Annotated in this window: 13 protein-coding genes; 4 read left to right on the top strand and 9 right to left on the bottom strand. The window is 60.5% G+C overall.

Annotated features, from left to right (window positions below; all coding sequences use genetic code 11):
• The first annotated feature begins 15 nt into the window (after window positions 1–15).
• Complete coding sequence (locus LOY52_RS02840; RefSeq protein ID WP_258678116.1) at window positions 16–588, top strand: HupE/UreJ family protein; 573 nt, start codon at window positions 16–18, stop codon at window positions 586–588.
• A gap of 284 nt (window positions 589–872) precedes the next feature.
• A complete protein-coding gene (locus LOY52_RS02835) occupies window positions 873–2006 on the top strand; it encodes an AGE family epimerase/isomerase (protein ID WP_258678115.1) in 1134 nt (377 codons plus the stop codon).
• 130 nt (window positions 2007–2136) lie between these two features.
• On the opposite strand, the gene LOY52_RS02830 is transcribed toward LOY52_RS02835, so the two are convergent.
• From LOY52_RS02830 to LOY52_RS02790, 9 genes are all read right to left on the bottom strand, one after another.
• Window positions 2137–3042 (bottom strand): cation diffusion facilitator family transporter, encoded by a 906-nt coding sequence (locus LOY52_RS02830; RefSeq protein ID WP_258678114.1) that lies wholly within the window; start codon window positions 3040–3042, stop codon window positions 2137–2139.
• 198 nt (window positions 3043–3240) lie between these two features.
• Complete coding sequence (locus LOY52_RS02825; protein WP_027613536.1) at window positions 3241–4005, bottom strand: SDR family oxidoreductase; 765 nt, start codon at window positions 4003–4005, stop codon at window positions 3241–3243.
• Between the two features lie 927 nt (window positions 4006–4932).
• Window positions 4933–5649 (bottom strand): ABC transporter ATP-binding protein, encoded by a 717-nt coding sequence (locus tag LOY52_RS02820; protein WP_047600666.1) that lies wholly within the window; start codon window positions 5647–5649, stop codon window positions 4933–4935.
• A complete protein-coding gene (locus tag LOY52_RS02815; RefSeq protein WP_007967487.1) occupies window positions 5646–6518 on the bottom strand; it encodes an ABC transporter ATP-binding protein in 873 nt (290 codons plus the stop codon). The genes LOY52_RS02820 and LOY52_RS02815 overlap by 4 nt, the downstream gene beginning before the upstream one ends.
• Window positions 6515–7816 (bottom strand): high-affinity branched-chain amino acid ABC transporter permease LivM, encoded by a 1302-nt coding sequence (gene livM / locus LOY52_RS02810; RefSeq protein WP_007967484.1) that lies wholly within the window; start codon window positions 7814–7816, stop codon window positions 6515–6517. Before livM ends, LOY52_RS02815 begins: the two co-directional genes overlap by 4 nt.
• A 3-nt stretch (window positions 7817–7819) precedes the next feature.
• Window positions 7820–8734, bottom strand: coding sequence for an ABC transporter permease subunit (locus tag LOY52_RS02805; RefSeq protein WP_027613532.1), 915 nt, complete (start codon window positions 8732–8734; stop codon window positions 7820–7822).
• Window positions 8735–8972: 238 nt separating this feature from the next.
• Window positions 8973–10106: an ABC transporter substrate-binding protein gene (locus tag LOY52_RS02800; protein ID WP_041065631.1), complete on the bottom strand. Its 1134-nt coding sequence runs from the start codon at window positions 10104–10106 to the stop codon at window positions 8973–8975.
• A 368-nt stretch (window positions 10107–10474) separates the two neighbouring features.
• Window positions 10475–11758 (bottom strand): FAD-binding oxidoreductase, encoded by a 1284-nt coding sequence (locus LOY52_RS02795; RefSeq protein ID WP_258678113.1) that lies wholly within the window; start codon window positions 11756–11758, stop codon window positions 10475–10477.
• Window positions 11759–11901: 143 nt separating this feature from the next.
• A complete protein-coding gene (locus LOY52_RS02790; RefSeq protein WP_258678112.1) occupies window positions 11902–13392 on the bottom strand; it encodes an aldehyde dehydrogenase family protein in 1491 nt (496 codons plus the stop codon).
• 165 nt (window positions 13393–13557) lie between these two features.
• Here LOY52_RS02790 and LOY52_RS02785 point away from each other — a divergent pair, with 165 nt between their 5' ends.
• Window positions 13558–14463 carry a LysR family transcriptional regulator gene (locus LOY52_RS02785; protein WP_258678111.1) on the top strand — a complete coding sequence of 302 codons (906 nt, stop codon included), beginning with the start codon at window positions 13558–13560 and terminating at the stop codon, window positions 14461–14463.
• Window positions 14464–14664: 201 nt separating this feature from the next.
• The gene (pncB, locus tag LOY52_RS02780; protein ID WP_003221154.1) at window positions 14665–15888 is read left to right on the top strand and encodes a nicotinate phosphoribosyltransferase; all 1224 of its coding nucleotides are present in this window, start codon (window positions 14665–14667) and stop codon (window positions 15886–15888) included.
• Window positions 15889–15890 lie beyond the last annotated feature (2 nt).

Genomic DNA, 15890 nt, shown 5'->3' with positions numbered 1-15890 from the left:
CAAGGAAGCTTATCCATGACACTCAAACGCATTCTCGGCGCCGTGGCGCTGCTGCTGACCCCGGCCCTCGCCTTCGCCCACCCGGGCCACGGCGACAGCGGTCTGGTCGCCGGTATCAGCCACCCGATCGGCGGCCTCGACCACTTGCTGGCGATGGTCGCGGTCGGCCTGTGGGCCGCGCAACAGAAAGGCGCGGCGCGCTGGGCGCTGCCGTGCACCTTCGTCGGCACCATGCTGATCGGCGGCATGCTCGGCTTTGAAGGGCTGGAGCTGCCGGCGCTGGAAAGCGGGATTGCCGCCTCGGTGCTGGCGCTGGGTCTGGCGGTGGCACTGGCGGTGCGTCCGCCGTTGGTGATGGCGGTGGCCGCAACGGCACTGTTTGCGCTGTTCCATGGCGTGGCGCATGGTCTGGAGCTGCCGGACATGAGCAGCCCCTGGGCGTATGCCGCCGGTTTTGTCGCGGCGACTGCGGCGCTGCATGCGGCGGGTTATGGCCTGGTGCGCGTGTTGCCTCAGGCTGCTGCACCATTGGTGCGAGTGGCGGGTGCAGCTTCAGCGGCGACCGGTGCATGGTTGCTGGCCGGCTGATCTCTATCGCCTGAACCGACCCCATCGCCAGCAGGCTGGCTCCCACAATTGGAATGCACTCTCCTGTAGGAGCTGCCGCAGGCTGCGATCTTTTGATCTGGCTTTTAACAACCAAAGTCAAAAGATCGCAGCCTGCGGCAGCTCCTACAGAATCAAGCCGCGGATCCGATTCAACTGTGGGAGCGAGCTTGCTCGCGAAGGCGGACTGACAGACACCGCGTCTCATCAGGCCGCCGCTCTGCTACCATGTCGCGCAATCGCCCCAGCCGTGACGACGTCCGCCAATGCCCCATGCTTGCCGCTCCACCTTCCTGCCCGAATTGACCGCCCTGTTCAGCGACGTGCAACAGCACTTTCTGAACGTGATCGTGCCGCTTTGGCAAGGCCCGGGCTGGAATGCCGACATGGCGCTGCCCTACGAGGCACTCGACGCGGCGCATCAACCCTTGCCACCGCAACGCTATCGGGCGATGGCCTGCGCACGGCAGCTGTACCTGTTTTCCAGCCTGATCGGAGTTGTGGATAACGCCGAGGTACGCGCCGCCGCGCTGTTCCGCTCGCTGCAACGGCATTTCCACGATGCCGAGCACGGCGGCTGGTTCTACAGCATCGACGCGCAAGGCAAGCCGCTGGATCAGCGCAAGGATCTCTACACCCACGCCTTCATCCTGTTCGCCTGCGCGCATTACTGGGAAAAGTCCCGCGAGCCGCTGGTGGAATCCACGCTGAACGCCGCACTGGAAATCATCGGTCGGCGCTTCGCCACCGGTGATGGCCTGTACGAAGCGTGTCTGGAGCGCGACTGGATCACCCTGCAAACCGGTCCGCTGCAAAACCCGCTGATGCACCTGGCCGAAGCGTTCCTCGCCACCTTGGCGGTGCGTAAAGACGCGGCGACGCAGCAAGCGCTGGTCGAGTTATGCACAGCCATGCACAAGCAGTTCGTCGATCCGCAACACGGGGTGTTGATGGAGAAGCCGCTGGGGACTGTGGATAACTGGTACGAACCGGGTCATCAGTTCGAATGGTATTTCCTGCTTGAGTCTTCAGCCCTGCTGCGGGGCTCGAAACTGCACGCGGCGCTGGACCGAGCGTTCGCTTTCACCGAGCAGTCTGGCGTGGAACAGCCTTCAGGTGCAGTGCGGGCGATGCTCGATCTGCAACTGGATGGACAGCCGAAGGATTCCACTCAGCGGATCTGGGCTCAGGCGGAATACCTGCGCGCCCTGACCTTGCGCCTGGACAGCGAAGCCACTGTGCTACGCCAGTTGCAGGCGCTGCAGCAGCGTTTTCTGCATGCGGGCGGGTGGCATGAGTGCCGGGATGAGCAGGGAGAGGTCAGCCGCAAGGACATGCCTTCAACGACGCCTTATCACTTGGCGACGTGCTACAGCGGGCTGGCTGAATACCTGAACTGATTGACTGAACTTATCCTGTGGCGAGGGAGCTTGCTCCCGCTTGAGTGCGCAGCACTCACAAAAATCCGGGGCCGCTTCGCAGCCCAGCGCGAGCAAGCTCGCTCGCCACAGGAGATTCAGCAGCTCTGAATCAGGCAATCCACTTCTTGTCGCCCGTAAAGCTGATGGTCAACCAACGCGCCGCATCCGGCTCGCCAAGCTGTGCCGAGATCTCCTCACGCAACGCATCCAGCTGACCCACGCTGCGCAACGCATAATCCGCTGGCAACACCACGTGAATCTCGATAAACCGCGCCCGCCCGTGCTTCTGCACGTAGGTCACGTAGTCGTCGAAACCATGCTCGACCTTGGCCGCTTCCATTACCTGACGCACCTGATCATCCAGAGTGTCCGGGGCAATACCCAGTACGTCACGCAGCGCCGGGCCGAGGATCTTGAACGCCGGCGGCAGCATGGTCAGCGCCAGCACGATCAGGATCAGCGGGTCGACAAATCTTGCCCACTCGTCGAAGCCCTGGGCCTTGAGCAGCAGCGCGGCGAGAAAACTGATCAACAGACCCACCGAGAGCATCGCGTCCACCAGCCAGCTGATGTTGTCGAACTGGATCAGACTGGACTGGAGCTTGCGATTGCGCCGACGCACGTAGAAGAAATAGGCGAATTCGACGACGGTGAACACCGCCGCATAAATGATCACCAGCCCCAGCTCGATCTCGCGACCACCGTTGATGATGCCGAACACGCCGTTGAGAAACGCATAGATGGCGATCAGCAGCAGGAAGCTGCCTTCGATCAGCAGCACCATCGGCTCCAGGTGCCAGAAACCGAACTGGAAGCGGTGATTGCTTTCTTTGGCGATCAGCCGTGCGGTGATCAGCATCAGCACTTTGATGAACGTTGCGATCAGCGAGAAAAAACCATCGAAAAGGATGGATTGCGAACCTGAAACAAAACCGGTGACGATCCCGGCAATCGACACCGCGAACATCAGGATGGTCGATTGTTTGAGCAGTGACTGCTCACCTCGGTTACTCACGTAGCCTCCTCTAAAAACCTTTGAACCGCGGGGTGCGGTGGGGTTTGTCGGAGATGAGTTTACCTTATTGGCGGTTTTGCCCGGTTTTGTGGCGAGGGAGCTTGCTCCCGCTGGGGTGCGGAGCGCCCCCGCTCTTCAGTTCAAAAAAGCGGGCCTGCTGCGCAGTCCAGCGGGAGCAAGCTCCCTCGCCACAGGGTCTTACGCCTTGTTACGCTCGATGGCAAACCCGGCCCAGGTCTGGCTCACCGGCATCAGCTCCAGGCTGTTGATGTTGATGTGCGCCGGGGCGTTGAGCACCCAGAAGATGGTCTCGGCGATGTCCTGCGGCTGGATCGGCTCGGCCCCGGCGTAGGTCGCGTTGTAGCGTTCCTGATCACCGGCAAAACGCACCAGCGAAAATTCGCTTTCGCACAGGCCTGGCTCGATGTTGCTGACGCGCACGCCAGTGCCCTGGAGGTCGCAACGCAGGTTCAGCGAAAACTGCTTAACGAACGCCTTGGTCGCGCCATACACATGGCTGCCGGGGTACGGATAGTTGCCGGCGATGGAGCCAAGGTTGACGATACCGGCGCCACGGCCGTGAGCGATCAAACGCGGCAGCAGCAGACGAGTGCTGTACATCAGTCCTTTGACGTTGGTGTCGACCATGGTGTCCCAGTCGTCGAGGTCGCATTTGGGTGCCGGATCGACGCCCAGCGCCAGCCCGGCGTTGTTGATCAGGCCACGCAGCTTGGCGAACGACGGCGGCAGATTGGCAATTGCCTCTTCCATCGCCTTGCGGTCACGCACGTCGAGCACCAGGCCATGCACTTCGGTCTGCTTCGACAGTTCGGCGCACAGCGCGTCAAGCCGTTCTGCACGACGGCCGGTCAACACCAGTTTCCAGCCAGCCTCGGCAAAACGACGGGCGCAGGCTTCACCAAAACCGGAGGTTGCGCCGGTAATAAACAGGGTGTTGGACATCGTGTTCTCCTTGCGTCGGCCGCCAGCGCAGCCATTGGAATAGAAAATCAGCAGCCAGCATGCCCGGCCCGGCATTCACGAGCAACCACTGCCCACTGTAGGAGCTGCCGCAGGCTGCGATCTTTTGATCTGCGTTGGAAAATCAAAAGATCGCAGCCTGCGGCAGCTCCTACATAAGCGCACTCCAGATCAAAAATTGATCAACCGTTGCTACGCCTTGCAGAGCGTGGCCTGTAGCCATGTGCACGCACGTTATCCACAGTCCCTTCCACAGTTTCCGGGGGCAAGTGGAAACGCGCAAAGCCGCGCCACACAAGGCTTTGCGCGGAAAATAGAAAGTTTTTTGCTTGACCCTGAAGCCGCTATTGTGCCGGAGATGGCATTTTGCACGACCGGCCGGTCAGCGCAGTGATTGCGCGAGGCCAGTAATTACGGCCCTCAGCGCGGTCTTTCCAGAGTTTAGTCACAGACTTATCCACAGGCTTGTTCACATTGAGTAGCCTCTACAGCGCAGCCTAGAAAAAGGTTGACAACAGCATCTTCAGCTCCCGAAAAAACGCCTGATCAAAAATCAATCACCAGCCCGCAGGCCACGGTTAACAAGGGCTGCAGCCAGCTACTCCCACGTTATTCACAGCCAGCTCCACAGCAAACGGGGACAAGTCAAAACTGTGGAAAAACAGCCATTTGCAGCGTCTATATGTCGCGCTTTGGCAGGTGTGGGAATTTGTTTTCCACAATTCAGGATGTATTTGATGTTCTGGCTTGATTCCATGTAGGAGCTGCCGAAGGCTGCGATCTTTTGATCCTCAAAAACAACATCAAAAGATCGCAGCCTTCGGCAGCTCCTACAGGGGATTGTGGTGGTTTGAGATGTAAAAAGCCCCGGGACTCGCGTCGCCGGGGCTGTGCATAACAACGATTGGGTCAGTGCCCGCCCAGATAAGCGTTACGCACCTCCTCATTCACCAACAACTCCTTACCGGTACCGGTCAGACGAATCTCGCCGTTGACCATCACGTACGCCCGATCCGACAGCTTCAACGCATGGTTGGCGTTCTGCTCGACGAGGAAAATGGTCATGCCGGTTTTCGCCAGTTCCCGCAGGGTGGCGAAGATCTGTTTCACCACGATCGGCGCCAGGCCCAGGCTCGGTTCATCGAGCAGCAACAGCTTCGGCCGACTCATCAATGCGCGGGCAATGGCGAGCATTTGCTGCTCGCCGCCGGACATGGTCATCGCCCGCTGAGTACGGCGCTCTTCGAGCCGCGGGAACAGCTCGAACATGCGCTGCATGTCCTCCTTGGCGTACTTGTCGCCAATCGGGATGGTGCCCATCAGCAGGTTCTCCTCGACGGTCATGTCGGGGAACACCCGCCGCCCTTCCGGCGACTGCGCGATGCCGTTGGAGGCGATGTAGTGCGAGGACTTATGGGTAATGTCGACGCCCTGATAGAGGATCTGCCCACCCGCCGCGCGCGGCTGGCCGAAGATCGACATCAACAGCGTCGATTTACCCGCGCCGTTGGAGCCGATCAGGCTGACGGTCTCGCCTTCGTTGATCTGCAGCGACACGCCCTTGAGGGCCTGGATCGGGCCGTAGAACACGTCCAGGTCTTTCAGTTCGAGGATCGGTTTGCTCATACCAGCTCCTCTTCGTCGGCGCCCAGGTAGGCGGCAATCACTTTCGGATCGTTGCGGATCGCCTCGGGCCCGCCTTCGGCGATGACAATGCCGTGGTCCAGCACCACGATGTGGTCGGAAATGCTCATCACCATGCCCATGTCGTGTTCGATCAGCACCACGGTCAGATCGTGCTCGTCGCGCAGCAGCCGGATCATCGCGCTAAGCGCTTCGGTTTCCTGAGGGTTGAGGCCGGCGGCCGGTTCGTCGAGGCAGATGATCTGCGGCCGCGTGCACATGGCCCGGGCGATCTCCAGACGGCGTTGCTGGCCGTAGGACAGTTCACCGGCCAGACGGTTGGCACAGTCCACCAGATCGACCACTTCCAGCCAGTAGAACGCGCAGTCCAGCGCATCGCTTTCGGCCTTGCGGTAGCCCTTGGTGTTGAGGATGCCGGCGAGCATGTTGCGGTTGACCCACATGTGCTGCGCCACCAGCAGGTTTTCCAGCACCGACATTTCCTTGAACAGACGAATGTTCTGGAACGTCCGGGCCAGACCGGCGCGGTTCACCAAATGGGTGCCGCCGAACATCTTGTAATACAGGCGACTGAGGAAGCTTTTCGGCGATACGAAGTCGGTCGGCTTGAACGACTCGCCCAGCAATTGAATGACGTTGGTCTGCTGGCCGCGCACGTTGAGTTCGATCTTGCCGCCGGAGGCCTTGTAGAACCCGGTCAGGCAGTTGAACACCGTAGTCTTGCCGGCGCCGTTCGGCCCGATCAGGGCGAAGATCGAGTTGCGTTTGACCTTGAGGCTGACATCGCTCAGGGCCTTGATGCCACCGAAGTGCATCATCAGTTTTTCCACAGAGAGTACGACTTCACTCATGGCGCAGTCCTCTCATAGTGAATGGCACCTTTGCGTGGAGTGACCCCGGTACGGCTGATGCGGATCAGCCCGCGTGGTCGCCAGATCATCATCAACACCATCAGGATGCCGAACAGCAGCACGCGGTATTCGGCGAAGCCGCGCAGCAATTCCGGAGCAACCGTCAGCACGAACGCCGCGATCACCACGCCGATGGTCGAGCCCATGCCGCCGAGCACGACGATGGCGAGGATCAGCGCCGATTCGAAGAAGGTGAACGAGGTCGGGTTGACGAAGCCTTGATAGGTGGCGAAAAACACCCCGGCCAGGCCCGCCGTCGAAGCACCGATGGTGAACGCCGAGAGCTTGACCAGCACGTGGTTGAGGCCCATCGAGCGGCAGGCGATTTCGTCTTCACGCAGCGCTTCCCAGGCGCGCCCCACCGGCATCTTCACCAGACGATGCTTGATGTACAGCACGGCCAGCACCACCAGGAACAACACCGTGTAGATGAAGTAATACTTCACGTCCGGGTTGTAGGCGATGCCGAAAAACTCATGGAACGGCACCCCGCCATCCTTGGCCCGCTTGCCGAATTCCAGACCGAAGAATGTCGGCAGTGGCGCCGGCATACCGTTCGGGCCGCCGGTCAGCGACAGCCAGTTGTTGAGGATCAGGCGAATGATTTCACCGAAGCCCAGGGTCACGATCGCCAGGTAGTCGCCGTGCAGACGCAGCACCGGAAAACCGAGGATGCAGCCGGCCAAACCGGCAGTGATTGCCGCCAGTGGCAGCACGGTCCAGAAGCCCAGCCCGAGGTACTGATAACCCAGCGCCAGACCGTAGGCGCCGATGGCGTAGAACGCCACGTAGCCGAGGTCGAGCAGGCCGGCCAGGCCGACCACGATGTTCAGCCCCAGCCCCAGCAGCACGTAGATCAGCCCGAGGATGACCACGCCCAGCAGATAGGAGTTGGAGACAAACGGCACGATGACCGCGAGCACAATCAGCAGCGGAATGATCCAGCGCAGGCGTGATTTGTGGTCGGCAGGCAGCACGTGCACACCGGAACCGGTGCTCTCGAAACCGTCGAGGATCTTCAGGCCCTTGGGCGTCTGCAGGAACAGGCTCAAGGCAAAGCGGCCGATCATCACAATGCCGATAAGCCACGCAACGCGGGTCGGCTCAAGATTGAAGCTATAGCCTTCGAGCACGACGCCGACAATCGGGCCGAACACGATCAGGGCAATAAGGCCGGCAAGAATCGCCTCAACCAGACTTTTTTTGATATCGATGGATTTTTGGGTGGTTGAAGACATCGCTTACACCTTCGACACAAGAGGACGGCCCAACAGGCCCTGAGGCCGGAAGACCAGAACAAGTACGAGCAGCGAGAAGCTGAACACGTCTTTGTAGTCGGAGTTGACCAGGCCCGAGAACAGCGACTCGGAGATTCCGAGAATGATCCCGCCGAGCATCGCCCCGGGCAGTGAGCCGATCCCGCCCAGCACTGCGGCGGTGAACGCCTTGATGCCTATGACGAAGCCTGCGTAGAAGTCGAACGTGCCGTAGTTCATGGTGATCAGCACGCCGGCCAGGGCCGCCATCGCTGCACCGATGATGAACACGTAGGAAATCACCCGGTCGGTGTTGATCCCGAGGATCGAAGCCATCTTGCGGTCTTGCTGGGTGGCGCGGCACATGCGGCCGAGCTTGGTGTACTTGATCACGTAGGTCAGCAGGCCCATGCCGACAAATGCGGCGACCAGAATGAAGATCTTGGTGTAGGTCAGCTGGACGAAACCGCTGCCGACGTCGATGCGCCAGGCACCGGTGAGCAGCGTCGGAACACCCTGTTGGCGGGCGCCCTGGCTGATCTGGGCATAGTTTTGCAGGATCAGGGAGATACCGATGGCACTGATCAACGGTGCCAGTCGGGTGGAGTTGCGCAGAGGTTTGTAGGCGACGCGTTCGATTACCCAGCCATAAACGCCAGTGACGACGATGGTGAAAACCAGCGTGCCGAGCATCAACAGCGGGAAGGATTCGATACCGAAGTAAGCCAGCAGAGCCAGACTGATTGCCGCGAGGTACGCGGAAATCATGTAAACCTCGCCGTGGGCGAAGTTGATCATGCCGATGATGCCGTAGACCATTGTGTAGCCGATGGCGATCAGGCCATAGACCGACCCGAGGGTCAGGCCGTTGACCAGTTGCTGCAGGAAAATACCATCCATAACGCAATCTCACGCAATGAGAACCTGCCCACCGGAGCGGGCGGTTCTTCTAGGAAAAATACAGATTTACGTCGGAGCAATGCAGACACGATCAACCCATCCGACACTGTCCCTGTGGGAGCGAGCCTGCTCGCGAAAGCGGTCGATCATTCAACACATGTGTTGGCAGTCATTCCGTCTTCGCTAGCAGGCTCGCTCCCACATTGGATGAGTGGGGATCAACCGATCGCGTCAGCCCTTACTTCTGTTTTTCCAGCTGATGGTATTTGCCGCTCGCGTCCCACTGGTAAACCACGTAGTCGGACACTTTCAGGTCGCCCTTCTTGTCCCAGGCCTTCTCGCCCATGACGGTTTTCACCGGGTTGGCCTTGAGCCACTCGGCGGCTTTTTCGCCACTGTTGGACTTGGCGCCGTTGAAGGCGGCCGCCAGGGTCTGAACCGACGCGTAGGCGTACAGGGTGTAGCCTTCAGGCTCGGTGCCGGCCTTGCGGAACGCGTCCACCACGGTCTTGCTGTCTGGCAGCAGGCGTGGGTCAGCGCCGAAGGTCATCAGCACGCCGTCAACGTATTGCGGGCCACCGGCGGTGGTCACCAGTTCGTCGGTGACGATGCCGTCGTCAGACATGAACTTGACGTCTTTCAGGCCTTCGGTACGCAGTTGCTTGACCAGCGGGCCGGCTTCCGGGTGCAGGCCGCCGAAGTAGACCACGTCGGCACCGGCTGCACGAATCTTGGTGACCACGGCGCTGAAGTCTTTCTCGCCGCGGGTCAGGCCTTCATACAGCACCGGCTTCACGCCACGTTTTTCCAGTTGAGCCTTGGTCGCATCGGCCAGGCCCTGACCGTAGGTGTCCTTGTCATGCAGCACGGCGACTTTCTTGCCCTTGAGCACGTCGACGATGTAATCGCCCGCGACGATGCCTTGCTGGTCGTCACGCCCGCACATACGGAACATGGCGCTCAGGCCGCGCTCGGTCACCTGCGGGTTGGTGGAACCCGGGGTGATGGCGATAACGCCGGCTTCGTCGTAGATTTCCGAGGCTGGAATGGTGGAAGAGGAGCAGAAGTGCCCGACCACGCCGGCGACTTTCTGGTTGACCAGGTCCTTGGCGACTGTCACTGCCTGCTTCGGTTCGCAGGCGTCATCGCCCTTGACCAGTACGATTTTCTCGCCATTGACGCCGCCCGCCGCATTGACCGCGTCCGCCGCTGCCTGTGCACCCTTCATGTACTGCTCGCCAAATGCCGCGTTGGCGCCAGTCATTGGACCCGCTACACCGATTTTCACATCAGCTTGAGCAAACGCAGAAACACCCAGCGCAGTAGCTACTGCGAGGGCCAGAAAGCCTTTCTTGTAAAACGTCTGGGACATGAGGTGGTGCTCCAAGGTTTTTTTTAGTTGGCACTGCGACTTCACTTCACTGAATGCTCTGAGCAAGCGCCGTGCCATCGGTTTTTTATTCTTCAAAAAGTCGCTGCTTTCTTATTATTTCGACTGTTTCGTTCCCATTTTCATTGGGCGTGCAACCGTCTAAACCGCGGAAGGTGAAACCTTTTTAAATCTGAGGCGCAACCCGCTTGCGCCATCATTGCAACCGCGGCACCAAACGACGTGCAACCAGCCTGTAACAGCTCGCGTCACCGAACTGCACACTGCTGGTGCGGGACTGCTACAACCCGCACCATTACAGGCTAGTCGCTGCATCGAAAAGCGCCGCTTCCGGCAACATATTTCAACACTCAGATGACGATGCGCAGGCACTGGCCCGCGTGATACAGCGAGAACCCGGCCTCGTACAGGCAACTGCGCAGGCCGACACCGGCCAGGGGCTGCATCGGTGCGAAGGGGATCGGCAGGGCTTGAGGATTTCCATTACACAGGTAGTCGGCGAAGGCTTTGCCGACCACGGTGCCGGTGGTCACGCCACGACCGTTGTAACCGGTGACGGCCACCAGCCCGGGTGCCGGCTCGAACAGTCGCATCAAGTGATCGGGGGTAAAGGCGATACGCCCGGTCCAGGTGCATTCCCATTCCACCGGTTTCAGGTTGGGGAAGTAATGCTGCTGCACCCGGTCGGCCCAGGCCTTGAGGAACCACGTCGGTTTCTGATTGCCATTGCCCAGACTGCCGAGCAACAGGCGGCCGTCCTTGTCACGACGGATGCTGCTCAGCACCTGCCGCGTGTCCCACGAACCCTGCCCGCCGGGGAGGATGTCATGGGCGGCGTCTTCGGTCAGCGGCACCGAAGCGACCTGATAGTAGTAACCGGGGAAGAAGTTGCGCTTGAGTTCGGTCCAGTCGCCTTCGGTGTAGGCGTTGGAGGCGATCACCACTTGCTCGGCGAGCACCGAACCGTGCTCGGTCTGCACTGACCATTGCTGGCCCACGCGCTCGAGACGGGTGACTGGCGAGTGATCGAACATCTGCCCGCCCAAGCCCTTCACCGCATTAGCCAGTCCAGTGACATAGGCCATCGGATTGAGCGTACCGGCGCGGCGATCGAGCAGTGCGGCGGCGATCTTCTGGGTGCCGGTGGCTTGCTCGCAGGCCTTGCCGGTGAGCAACTCGACCGGCGCGCCGCGACGCTTCCATTGTTGCTCGCGACTGCGCAGATCCGCCTCGCCCTTGGCGTTGTGCGCCATGTGCAGGGTGCCTTCGCGGCGCAACTGACAATCGATGTTGTATTTATCCACAAGGCTGAACACCAGCGCCGGCGCCGCCCCGAGCATGCGGTTGAGCTGACTGCCGACCGTTTCGCCGAATCCGGCCTCGATCTCGTCCGGCGGGATCCACATGCCGGCGTTGACCAGCCCGACGTTGCGTCCGGAACCGCCATGCCCGGCACGATGCGCTTCGAGCACGCAGACGCTTTTGCCTTTTTCCAACAGATGCAGCGCCGCCGACAACCCGGTAAACCCGGCGCCGATCACGCAGACATCGACTTTGACCTCACCCTTGAGCGCGGTGTTATCCGGGCGCTGCGGCGTGAGTTTTTCCCACAGACATTCTTCGCGTAACGGCATTGCCAGACTCCAACAGAAACCTAACCAATTGCGTTGTGGGCACTAAAAAGATCGCAGCCTTCGGCAGCTCCTACAAAACCGCAGTCAACCGCAGCCCTGTAGGAGCTGCCAAAGGCTGCGATCTTTTCAGCTTTTGCTCAATTTCAGTCGAAGGTAATACCCTGCGCCAGCGGCAACTCCAGCGAGTAGTTCACGGTATTGGTCTGGCGGCGCATGTACGCGCGCCAGGCGTCGGAACCCGATTCACGACCGCCACCGGTCTCTTTCTCGCCACCGAATGCGCCGCCGATTTCCGCGCCGCTCGGGCCGATGTTGACGTTGGCGATGCCGCAGTCGCTGCCGACCGCCGACATGAACTGCTCGGCCTCGCGCACGTCGGTGGTGAAGATGCACGATGACAGGCCCTGCGGCACCGCGTTGTTCAGGCGCAGCGCTTCCTGGAAGTCGCTGTAGCCGACCACGTAGAGAATCGGCGCAAAGGTTTCGCTGCAGACCACGTCGCTCTGCTCCGGCATTTCGACGATGGCCGGCGACACGTAGTAAGCGTTGGGGAATTGCTCTTCGAGCTGACGCTTGCCGCCGAACACCCGGCCGCCCTCGCTCAGTGCCTGCTCCAGCGCGTCCTGCATGTTTTCGAAGCTGTGTTTGTCGATCAGCGGGCCGACCAGATTGCCTTCCAGCGGATGACCGATGCGCACTTTGGCGTACGCGGCTTTGAGGCGGGTGACGATTTCTTCCTTCACCGACTCATGGGCAATCAGCCGACGCAGAGTGGTGCAACGCTGACCGGCGGTGCCGACCGCACTGAACAGAATCGCGCGTACGGCCATGTCGAGATCGGCGCTCGGGCCGAGGATCATCGCGTTGTTGCCGCCCAGTTCGAGAATACTGCGGGCGAAACGTGCGGCGACTTTCGGCGCCACTTCGCGGCCCATGCGGGTGCTGCCAGTGGCGCTGATCAGCGCGACACGCGGGTCATCCACCAGCGCTTCGCCAGCATCGCGACCACCGATGACCACCTGGCACAGGTGCGCCGGCGCATCGCTGAAATTCTTCACCACACGGTCGAACAGCGCCTGACAGGCCAGTGCGGTCAGCGGGGTTTTCTCCGACGGCTTCCACACCACCGGGTTGCCGCAGACCAGCGCCAACGTGGTGTTCCACGCCCACACCGCGACCGGGAAGTTGAACGCGCTGATCACGCCGACCACGCCCAGCGGATGCCAGGTTTCACGCATGTGGTGGCCCGGGCGCTCGGAGGCGATGGTCAAACCGTACAGTTGACGCGACAGGCCTACGGCGAAGTCGCAGATGTCGATCATCTCCTGCACTTCACCAAGGCCTTCCTGAGTGATCTTGCCCGCTTCCCACGACACCAGTTCGCCGAGGTCAGTCTTGTATTCTCGCAGCACTTCGCCGAACTGACGCACCAGCTCGCCGCGACGCGGGGCCGGCACCTTGCGCCACTGCTCGAACGCATGATCTGCGCGACTGATGTGCTGCTCGACTTCGGCCGGGCCTTCCCAGTTCACGGCGGCGATGCGGCTGCCGTCGATGGGCGAATGCACCGGCACTTTGCCGTTCTGGTACAGGGCCGGGTTCACACCAAGACGATCAAGCAATGCGGCAACCATGGGTCACTCCTCAAGCGAAAAACTGAATGTGTGCGGACGCATTTTCGCGACCGGGCAGGCCTTTAGTTGTAGCGTCAGTACGGCGAGGCAACAAACGACCTTTACGCGAGATATCATTCCGTTTATTCATGCTGAGCCTAGAAAGACAAGAAAAAGGGATCACCCATGCTGAACAAACGCCACTTGCCATCGATCACCGCGCTGCAGTGCTTCGAGGCCGTGACCCGGCACCTGAGCTTCACCCGGGCCGCCGAGGAGCTGAACCTGACCCAGAGCGCTGTCAGCAAGCAAGTGGCGCAGCTTGAGGAATTGTTGCAGCACTTGTTGTTCCGTCGGGTGCGTCGTCGCTTGCAGATGACCCCGGCCGGGGATTTGTACCTGGTGGAAGTCCGAAAAATCCTCACCCAGGTGGAAATGTCCACGCATTACCTGCGTTCCTACGGCGGCGAGACCGAAGTTCTGCGCGTTTCTACCCCTTCGACCTTCGGCGCGCGCTGGCTGGTACCGCGGCTGAAGGGCTGGCGTCTGCGCCATCCGTCGATCCATCTCGACCTGTGCAACGAGCAGGAGGCCGACGATTTGCTACAGGGGCGCAGCGATCTGGCGTTCTATTTCGGCCAGGGTTCGCGCCCCGGCACCGAATGCCTGAAGCTGTTCGGCGAAGAGCTGGTGCCGGTCTGCGCCCCCGGCAGCCTGCCGGACAGGCCCTTCACCGACCCGACGCAACTGACCGATCTGGTGCTGCTGCAAAATGCCTCGCGCCCACAGGCCTGGCACGACTGGTTCGACAGTCAGGGCTACCACACCGAACACAGCTACCACGGCCCGCGTTTCGAAACCTTTTATATGTGCATCCGCGCCGCCCAGGTCGGCTGCGGTGTGGCGCTGCTACCACGGTTTCTGGTGGAAGAGGAATTGGCCGACGGCAAACTGGTCATTCCCTGGCAGCATGCAATGCCCAGTTCCGACGCCTATTACCTGGCCTACCCGGAACATGCAGCGGAAGTGCCGAAGGTGCGGGATTTTGTGAAGTGGATGCTGGAGCAGATTGATAGCCCGGACGACTACTGATTCTCCTGTAGGAGCTGCCGAAGGCTGCGATCTTTTGATCTTGTTTTTTCAGAATCAAAAGATCGCAGCCTTCGGCAGCTCCTACATCAAGCAAAATCCGGCAGGGGCCAAAAATTGCTGGCAATCTTCGTCCCTGATATGCGCCACTAGCGTCATTGATTGATCCCGCGCAACCGCGCGGTGCACCTGGAGACCCCGTTTATGAGCGAGAGTGTGTTTGCCGATCGCATCGTGCAGAACCTGCTCGACACCGACTTCTACAAACTGACGATGATGCAGGCGGTGCTGCACAACTACCCCAACGTCGAAGTCGAATGGGAGTTTCGTTGCCGTAACAGCGAGGATCTGCGGCCGTATCTGGCCGAGATTCGCTACCAGATCGAGCGTCTGGCCGAGCTGAGCCTGAGTGCCGACCAGTTGAGTTTTCTCGAGCGCATCACCTTCCTCAAACCGGATTTCCTGCGCTTTCTCGGACTGTTCCGCTTCAACCTGCGCTACTTGCACACCGGCATCGAGAACGGCGAACTGTTCATCCGCCTGCGCGGCCCTTGGCTGCATGTGATCCTCTACGAAGTACCGTTGCTGGCCATCGTCAGCGAAGTGCGCAACCGCTATCGCTATCGGGAAATCGAGCTGGTGCAGGCGCGGGAACAGCTGTATCGCAAGTTCGACTGGCTCAGCGCCAACGCCTCGGCCGACGAACTGGCGCAATTGCAGGTCGCCGATTTCGGCACCCGCCGGCGCTTTTCGTACCGCGTGCAGGAAGAAGTGGTCAACGTGCTCAAGCACGACTTCCCCGGACGTTTCGTCGGCACCAGCAACGTGCACCTGTCACGGGAACTGGATATGAAGCCGCTAGGCACCATGGCCCATGAATGGATCATGGCCCATCAGCAACTCGGCCCACGGCTGATCGACAGCCAGATCGCCGCCCTCGACTGCTGGGTGCGCGAGTACCGGGGTTTGCTCGGGATTGCGCTCACCGATTGCATCACCACCGACGCGTTCCTCGGCGATTTCGACCTGTTCTTCGCCAAGCTCTTCGATGGTCTGCGCCACGATTCCGGGGATCCGGTGCAGTGGGGCGAAAAATGCATCGCCCACTACCACAAGCTCGGCATCGACCCGATGAGCAAGACCCTGGTGTTCTCCGACAGCCTGACCCTGCCCAAGTCGCTGGAGATCTTCCGCGCGCTGCACGGGCGGATCAACGTCAGCTTTGGCATCGGCACCAACCTGACCTGTGACATTCCGGGTGTCGAACCGATGAGCATCGTGCTTAAAATGACCGCCTGCAACGGCCAGCCGGTGGCGAAGATCTCCGACGAGCCCGGCAAGACCCACTGCAAAGACCCGAATTTCGTCGCCTATTTGCGACATGTGTTCCAGGTTCCTGCCGATTCCAGTCTATCTAGCAAGGAGTGAAT

This window comes from Pseudomonas sp. B21-051 (assembly GCF_024748795.1).
Lineage (GTDB): Bacteria > Pseudomonadota > Gammaproteobacteria > Pseudomonadales > Pseudomonadaceae > Aquipseudomonas > Aquipseudomonas putida_A.
The sequence above is the reverse complement of the archived record's forward strand: the minus strand, read 5'-3'. Positions and strand labels throughout refer to the sequence as shown.

Excerpts from the sequence above, each read along its gene's own strand:
- livM (WP_007967484.1), bottom strand. The coding sequence starts at position 7,816 with ATGTCTTCAACCACCCAAAAATCCATCGATATCAAAAAAAGTCTGGTT.
- LOY52_RS02820 (WP_047600666.1), bottom strand. The coding sequence starts at position 5,649 with ATGAGCAAACCGATCCTCGAACTGAAAGACCTGGACGTGTTCTACGGC.
- LOY52_RS02840 (WP_258678116.1), top strand. The coding sequence starts at position 16 with ATGACACTCAAACGCATTCTCGGCGCCGTGGCGCTGCTGCTGACCCCG.
- LOY52_RS02815 (WP_007967487.1), bottom strand. The coding sequence starts at position 6,518 with ATGAGTGAAGTCGTACTCTCTGTGGAAAAACTGATGATGCACTTCGGT.
- LOY52_RS02825 (WP_027613536.1), bottom strand. The coding sequence starts at position 4,005 with ATGTCCAACACCCTGTTTATTACCGGCGCAACCTCCGGTTTTGGTGAA.
- LOY52_RS02790 (WP_258678112.1), bottom strand. The coding sequence starts at position 13,392 with ATGGTTGCCGCATTGCTTGATCGTCTTGGTGTGAACCCGGCCCTGTAC.
- LOY52_RS02800 (WP_041065631.1), bottom strand. The coding sequence starts at position 10,106 with ATGTCCCAGACGTTTTACAAGAAAGGCTTTCTGGCCCTCGCAGTAGCT.
- LOY52_RS02785 (WP_258678111.1), top strand. The coding sequence starts at position 13,558 with ATGCTGAACAAACGCCACTTGCCATCGATCACCGCGCTGCAGTGCTTC.
- pncB (WP_003221154.1), top strand. The coding sequence starts at position 14,665 with ATGAGCGAGAGTGTGTTTGCCGATCGCATCGTGCAGAACCTGCTCGAC.
- LOY52_RS02795 (WP_258678113.1), bottom strand. The coding sequence starts at position 11,758 with ATGCCGTTACGCGAAGAATGTCTGTGGGAAAAACTCACGCCGCAGCGC.
- LOY52_RS02835 (WP_258678115.1), top strand. The coding sequence starts at position 873 with ATGCCCCATGCTTGCCGCTCCACCTTCCTGCCCGAATTGACCGCCCTG.
- LOY52_RS02805 (WP_027613532.1), bottom strand. The coding sequence starts at position 8,734 with ATGGATGGTATTTTCCTGCAGCAACTGGTCAACGGCCTGACCCTCGGG.